We start from the raw sequence: 6,223 nt of genomic DNA, 5'->3' as shown, positions 1-6,223 counted from the left end.
TACTCTTCTCTATACGTTCTTCTGCTTCTCTTACTAAAAATGACATTTTGCCTCCTCTTTCGTATGTACTTATCTTTTCATTCTATCATATATGTTTCTTTCTGCCTATTATGCAATGGTCTTAATACAGTATTGGAGTGGCAATTAACCCTAAATTTAGCGTATCCAATCCAACATCTAAAAATCCTTCAATAAGACTATTTTTTAACATTGGTGAACTTTTTCTGCCGTCATAACCAATACATATTTTTGATTTTATGGCTTTATTTTTTATATATGTCCCTAAACTACAACCTAAAAAATACGCATCACTTTCAGCTAAATCTTTTTTAAACTCCCCCCTAATATCATATTCCTTAATTATTTTTGTTTTGAAGACATGCTTTTTGCATGACATTCTTATCTATATACTCCTTCCCATTGTACGCCTTTATCTTTAAGGCATGAATAATTTTAAACTCATCTTTTAATATTTGATTTATAATCTTATGTCTACCCAATAAACCAACACAATCAAAATCTCTTGCAACAATCGTTAATGAAAAGTGTGTACCTCCTGCTTTTGCTTCCTCATTATGATTAGCATGCAAATAAGATTCATCTTTTAAATTAAGAAAACTAACATCAAGATTTTCTCTTAGCTTATTTTCAATTTGATCTTTAATATTAATTTTTGTAGCCTGACGCATAACTCATTATATATTTTTTAAGCGGATTAAAATTGTTAATAACTTTAAGTCCATATTTGCGCAAAATCCTAGCTGAAATCCAATTAGAGGAAAATATTTTATTGATATTATGAGTGCTATTAATCATTAAATTAACATCAAATTCTCTTTTTTTGCTATATTGATTCAATAAATTACTTGAATAAATATCCAGACCCAGCCCTATATTCTCTTTTATTAACTCTTCTATTAATTGTACATCTCTTAACCCTAAATTCAACCCCTGCCCCGCTATTGGATGAATGCTATGCATTGCGTCCCCACAAAGAACAACCCTGCCCTTCACATATGATTGTGCATATACTAAATTAAGAGGAAAATATATTACATCTGATACAATTTCAATATTTCCTAATTCACCTCCCAATTTGCTTTTTACCAGATATTCTAGGTCATCTCTTGACATCAATGATAGTATTTTGCCAACTCCACTTTGATCAGTCCACACAATGCATGATTCATATCCACCTTTTTTAGGTAATATAGCAAAAGGACCAGCTTTTAAAAATTTTTCTACTGCTATGCCCTGATGGTTAAATTCGTGCTTTAAATCAAAAACAATAGCATCTTGTTTATAACTCATTCGCTTTGTTTTTATCCCAATCAATTCCCTTGTTTTGGAATTTTTACCCTCAGTCACTACTAACAATTTAGAAGTTAAAGTTTTGGCTTTTGAAAGTCTTATTTCTATGTTGTATGGATGATTTAGAACTTGGGTAATTTCATGCTTTGCATAAATCTTTATATTTTTATGCTTTTTTACCTCTTCATTTAATGATCTTAATATGTCTGTCTCATCAACCATAAAGCCAAAATTTTGCAAGCTTAAATCATCTGGATCAAAAATAAGATTTTCATTATTTTCACAATCTTCAATTAAAATTTGATTTATCGCCTGAGCATTGCTTGTTATGTGATCTGCTATACCAATATTCTTAAAAATTTCCATAGATGCTGAAGCAATAGCAAATATTCTACTTGGAAATTTTGACTTTAAATTAGCATCTTTATAAGTCTCATCATTATCTATAACAGCAATTTTCAAATCCTGTTTTGCCAATAAGCAGGCAAGAGACATGCCTATATATCCTGCTCCACTGATAATAATGTCAAATTCAGTCTTTTTCATGTTTATTAAATGGATCAAACCTTTTTCCTATAAGTAACAAGCATGGAGTAAAAAACAATGTCAAAATTGTGGCAAATGCTAACCCACCCGCTATTGAGGTTGAAAGTTGGCGCCACCATTGACTTGAAGGAGCGTCATATGTAATTTCGCGAGTGAAAAAATTAATTGTCAAACCAAAAATCATTGGTAATAACCCAAGTATCGCAGTGGTAGCTGTTAACAATATTGGCCTTACTCTTTGAATACCCGCTCTAATTATTGAATCTCTAACATCATGCCCATTTTTTCTTAAATACTGATAAGTATCAATAAATAATATATTATTGTTTAATACTATTCCCGATAATGCAATAACTCCAATTCCACACATTACTATACCAAAGGGTTGCCATGTTATTATCAAGCCAAGCAATACACCAACTGTAGATAAAAATACAGCACTCATAACAACTATAGTATGATAAAATGAGTTAAATTGTACCAACATTATCATGAACATCATAATTAAAGCCTGTAAAAATGCCTTTCCTAAAAAATCCGATGACTCTTTTTGATCTTCGCTTTCACCTTTAAATTCATAATCAATACCCTCTTCTGTATTTTTGCTTAACCATTCGTTAAGCTCTTTTATTTTATCGTCTACTAAAACACCCTTTTGCACATCTGCCTTGATTGTAATTACACTGCGTCTATCCACCCTATTTATCCTATTAATTTTATCTGTCGCTTTTCTAGTTGCAAAATTTGTTATGGGAATCCGCTTATTATCTTTATTGACAATTTTAAATTTATCAATTTCGTTAATGTTCCTGCTTTCTGGATTTAACCTTAACACTATATCTACTTCGTCATCAGAATAGTCTGGCCTAAAACTAGATACTTTAAATCCACCAGTAAATAAAAGCAGATTATCACCCACTTCTCTAGCATTAAGTTTAAAAATTGTTGCTAACTCTCTGTCGATATCTATTTTCCAATCAATGCCGGGAGCAGAACTCGTATCTTCAATATCTTTAAAATCACCCATTTGCTCCATAGCTAATTCAACTTTATTAACAAATTTTGGCACCTGATCAAAATCTCTTGAGCTAAAATTAACAGAAACTGGTTTAGTCTGTGAGGGCCCATTACTTTGTTCTAAAATTTCTATCTCTACACCATCAATTCCAGATAGTCTTTCTCTAATATCCTTAAATATAGCATCTGCTTTTCTCCTAGTTTTCCAATTAGCAAGTTCTAATTGTATTGTTGCTATAGTATTCTGTGGAATAGAATTATCTCTATCAAAATCCCCGCTTTTTGTGTAAAATACTTTAATATCAGATGTCATATTTATAATCTTCTTTTCAACAGATTTAGCTATTTTATCTCTCTCTTCTAGTGATAAATCGCCACCAGCCTTAATCGCCACCACTGCGTTTTCTGGTTCAATTTTTGGAAAAAACTCTACTCCTGTACCTAATATACCAAAAAATACGTATACAGAAATTAAAACGATGAAACCTGACAATATAAATGTCTTAGGTTTATTTAATACTCTTTCCAATAAATCATGATATTTTTTTGATAAACCTTTAAGATTATTAATATCACCCTCTTCAGCAGCTTTCATGGAATTTATAGTTTTAATATCAAATTCCTTGGGTTTTCCAAATAATGGCCCCATTGATGGTTGAAAAAATAATGCAAATAGCAGAGAATTTGTGAGTATTATTATGACAGTAATTGGCATATACTTCATAAATTGCCCTATTACACCAGGCCAAAATAATAAAGGCATAAATACCACAATTTTCACAAGAGTTGATGTAACAATAGGCCAAAACATTCTGGTGGCAGAATGAATAAAGGCGACTTTTATATCCATACCTTCAATAATTTTTCTATCAGCATATTCACTAACAACTATTGCATCATCCACTATCATTCCAACCGTAAGTATCAAACTAAACAATACAACGACATTAAGGGTGTATCCAGAAATCTCCAATACCAATATTCCTACCAAAAAAGAAGAGGGGATAGATAGCGCTATCAATAATGCAGATCTTCCTCCAACTGAAAAAATAACAACTATAGTCACCAATATTACTGCTAGTAATATTCCATTTTCTAGATCATCCACCATGTCTATAATATTCTCTGACTGATCTTGAGAATAAATAATATCAAGATTGTTTGGTAAGTAAATTTTTTGATCAGTAATTATTTTTTTTACTTCTGTAACCGTGGAAATAATATTAGCTCCAGTTCTTTTTGATACTTCCAAAACAATTGCTGGCTTCCCATTAACTCTAGCTATATATTCTGGATCTTTGTAAGTTTTTTTAATTTTTGCTATATCTTTTAACTTAATTACCTTACTACCATCAGAAAATATTGGAAAATTATATAGCTCATTTACAGACTCTATTGTGCTTGGAATCTTAACAGAAAAAGTTCCCCCTTCATTTTTAACTTTTCCTATAGCAACCAGCGAGTTATTCCCAGCTATCATTTGGCCTATTTGCGATAAGCTGAATCCATAAAATTCCAGCGTTTCAGGTTCAACTACTATTTCTACAACATCTGTTCTGTCACCGCTGATATTAACGCTCAACACATCTTGTACGTTCTCAACTTTATCCCTTAATTTTCTCGCTATCGCAATCAGGCTTTCTTCGGGTATTTCTCCAGTCAAAATTACATTTAAAACAGGCATCAAACTTAAATTGATTTCTTTTATTACAGGCTTATCCGTATTCTTAGGTAATTCATGCTCAGTATCATTGACTTTTGCTCTCACATCGCTTAATGCTTTATCGCTATCAAATCCTGCATGAAATGTGATCAAAATTACACCACTCCCCTCATAAGCATATGACTTTAATTCTTTAATTCCTGATATATTTCTTAAAGACATTTCCATAGGCTTAAGAAGTAATTTTTGAGAATCAGTTGGAGAAATACCCTGATGAGTTATCACCATATAAATAATCGGTATTTTTACATCTGGGCTGTCCTCCTTAGGTATCGCAATATACGAAAAATACCCACAAAGAACCAACACAAACAACAATAAAATTGTTGCTCTTTTTCTTAGGGTAAATAATTTAATTATATTTTCCATAATAAGTAATCAAATTTTGCTATCTATTTTTGTGATTTTGTAGATTCAATTTCTTTTCTCACTGCGAGTGTAAGATCATTTTTCACAATTTTGTAGACAAATTTTTCTACTAAACTAAAATCGTCATACTTTTTGTCTTCATCAATTTTAATTTTATATTTTGTCCTTCCATCATCAGACCTAACTTTAGGCATTTCTTCCTGCTCAATATATTTTGGTTTATTTTTATATTCAGTATATTTTTGCAAAAGAAGATACGCAATCAACGCCCAGGACAAATACGTAATAATTTTACTCTTATATGTTATCATTTATCGCACTATTATTCACTTGCAACATAGTAGACTTTTTATATCAAAAAAACAACTTCAACTAGTTCGTGGTTAATAATTTCCTATAAAATTCATTACTATACAAACTGTAATAGGTATAGTCATATTATCGTTGATTTTAGAATTTTTTGAATATAATTCAACAATTGTAGCTATAAGTGATGCAAAAAATGAAGCTACTAAAAAATTTGTATCCAAATTGTAGATTTTTACAATTAATAAGCTTAAAATGCAGGAGGTGGTAAAAAAAGCCAAGCTACCCTCAAGACTTTTTCCATTTATTTTTATTTTACCATATAAGATACCAATTATAGCAGCCATAGTATCTGATAATATTAAAATAGAAATTGCAAGATTAAAAACAGGCTTTGATGATATAAATAAGCATATACTCATACCAATTAAAGCAAAAGTTAACGCTGAATAATTTTCCTTTTCATGATCTCTGTATATTTGGGCGAGGCCTATTTTTTTAAAAAATTTGTGCTCTAGTAAATCGAATTTAATTCTTAATTTATCAATGATAAAAGAAATAGCCAAAAGGAATAAACTGATTATTGTAATTGTCTCTTTATCATAATAATGATAAATTACTGGAAATATTAGGCCAATGAGATGGATACTTTTTCTGTAAATTTCAATCGATAGAGGCGAGTTATTTTTATGTTTCATTTATTTAAATAGATTATGTTCACTGTCGTGTTAGTTTTATTCATGTTAAGCTTCATACCTTTTGTGGTGCTGATACTATTCATAATTACCAGAAAAATAAATAAAAAAAAATTTAATACGCGTCTGAGGCACCGTCAAGTTAATGGAAATATGGCCGCAACACAACCCTGACCCTTAAATTTTAGGCAGCAGCTATCTCTTGGATAGCTTCATCCCAAATAAATTTAGCTTTTTGAAAATTCTCTCTTTGGAT

At 30.6% G+C, this 6,223-nt stretch carries 6 protein-coding genes; all 6 read right to left on the bottom strand.

Annotated features, from left to right (window positions below):
- Positions 1 to 121: 121 nt before the first annotated feature.
- The 6 genes from L8D11_RS02885 to L8D11_RS02860 all read right to left on the bottom strand — a co-directional run bounded on the left by L8D11_RS02885 (position 122) and on the right by L8D11_RS02860 (position 5,970).
- On the bottom strand, positions 122 to 397 hold the full coding sequence (locus L8D11_RS02885) for a hypothetical protein (protein WP_236870174.1): 276 nt from the start codon (positions 395 to 397) through the stop codon (positions 122 to 124).
- On the bottom strand, positions 357 to 689 hold the full coding sequence (locus tag L8D11_RS02880) for a BolA family protein (protein ID WP_236870173.1): 333 nt from the start codon (positions 687 to 689) through the stop codon (positions 357 to 359). Before L8D11_RS02880 ends, L8D11_RS02885 begins: the two co-directional genes overlap by 41 nt.
- Positions 667 to 1,857: an FAD-dependent monooxygenase gene (locus L8D11_RS02875; protein ID WP_236870172.1), complete on the bottom strand. Its 1,191-nt coding sequence runs from the start codon at positions 1,855 to 1,857 to the stop codon at positions 667 to 669. Before L8D11_RS02875 ends, L8D11_RS02880 begins: the two co-directional genes overlap by 23 nt.
- Positions 1,844 to 4,966: an efflux RND transporter permease subunit gene (locus L8D11_RS02870; protein ID WP_236870171.1), complete on the bottom strand. Its 3,123-nt coding sequence runs from the start codon at positions 4,964 to 4,966 to the stop codon at positions 1,844 to 1,846. Before L8D11_RS02870 ends, L8D11_RS02875 begins: the two co-directional genes overlap by 14 nt.
- A gap of 23 nt (positions 4,967 to 4,989) precedes the next feature.
- Positions 4,990 to 5,277, bottom strand: a complete 288-nt coding sequence (locus L8D11_RS02865; RefSeq protein ID WP_236870170.1) for a hypothetical protein — start codon at positions 5,275 to 5,277, stop codon at positions 4,990 to 4,992.
- 72 nt (positions 5,278 to 5,349) lie between these two features.
- On the bottom strand, positions 5,350 to 5,970 hold the full coding sequence (locus L8D11_RS02860) for a diacylglycerol/polyprenol kinase family protein (protein ID WP_236870169.1): 621 nt from the start codon (positions 5,968 to 5,970) through the stop codon (positions 5,350 to 5,352).
- Positions 5,971 to 6,223: the final 253 nt, after the last annotated feature.

This window comes from Candidatus Bandiella numerosa (genome assembly GCF_021811875.1).
Taxonomy (GTDB): Bacteria; Pseudomonadota; Alphaproteobacteria; order Rickettsiales; family Midichloriaceae; genus Aquirickettsia; species Aquirickettsia numerosa_A.
This window is presented reverse-complemented; position numbering and strand designations above follow the sequence as displayed.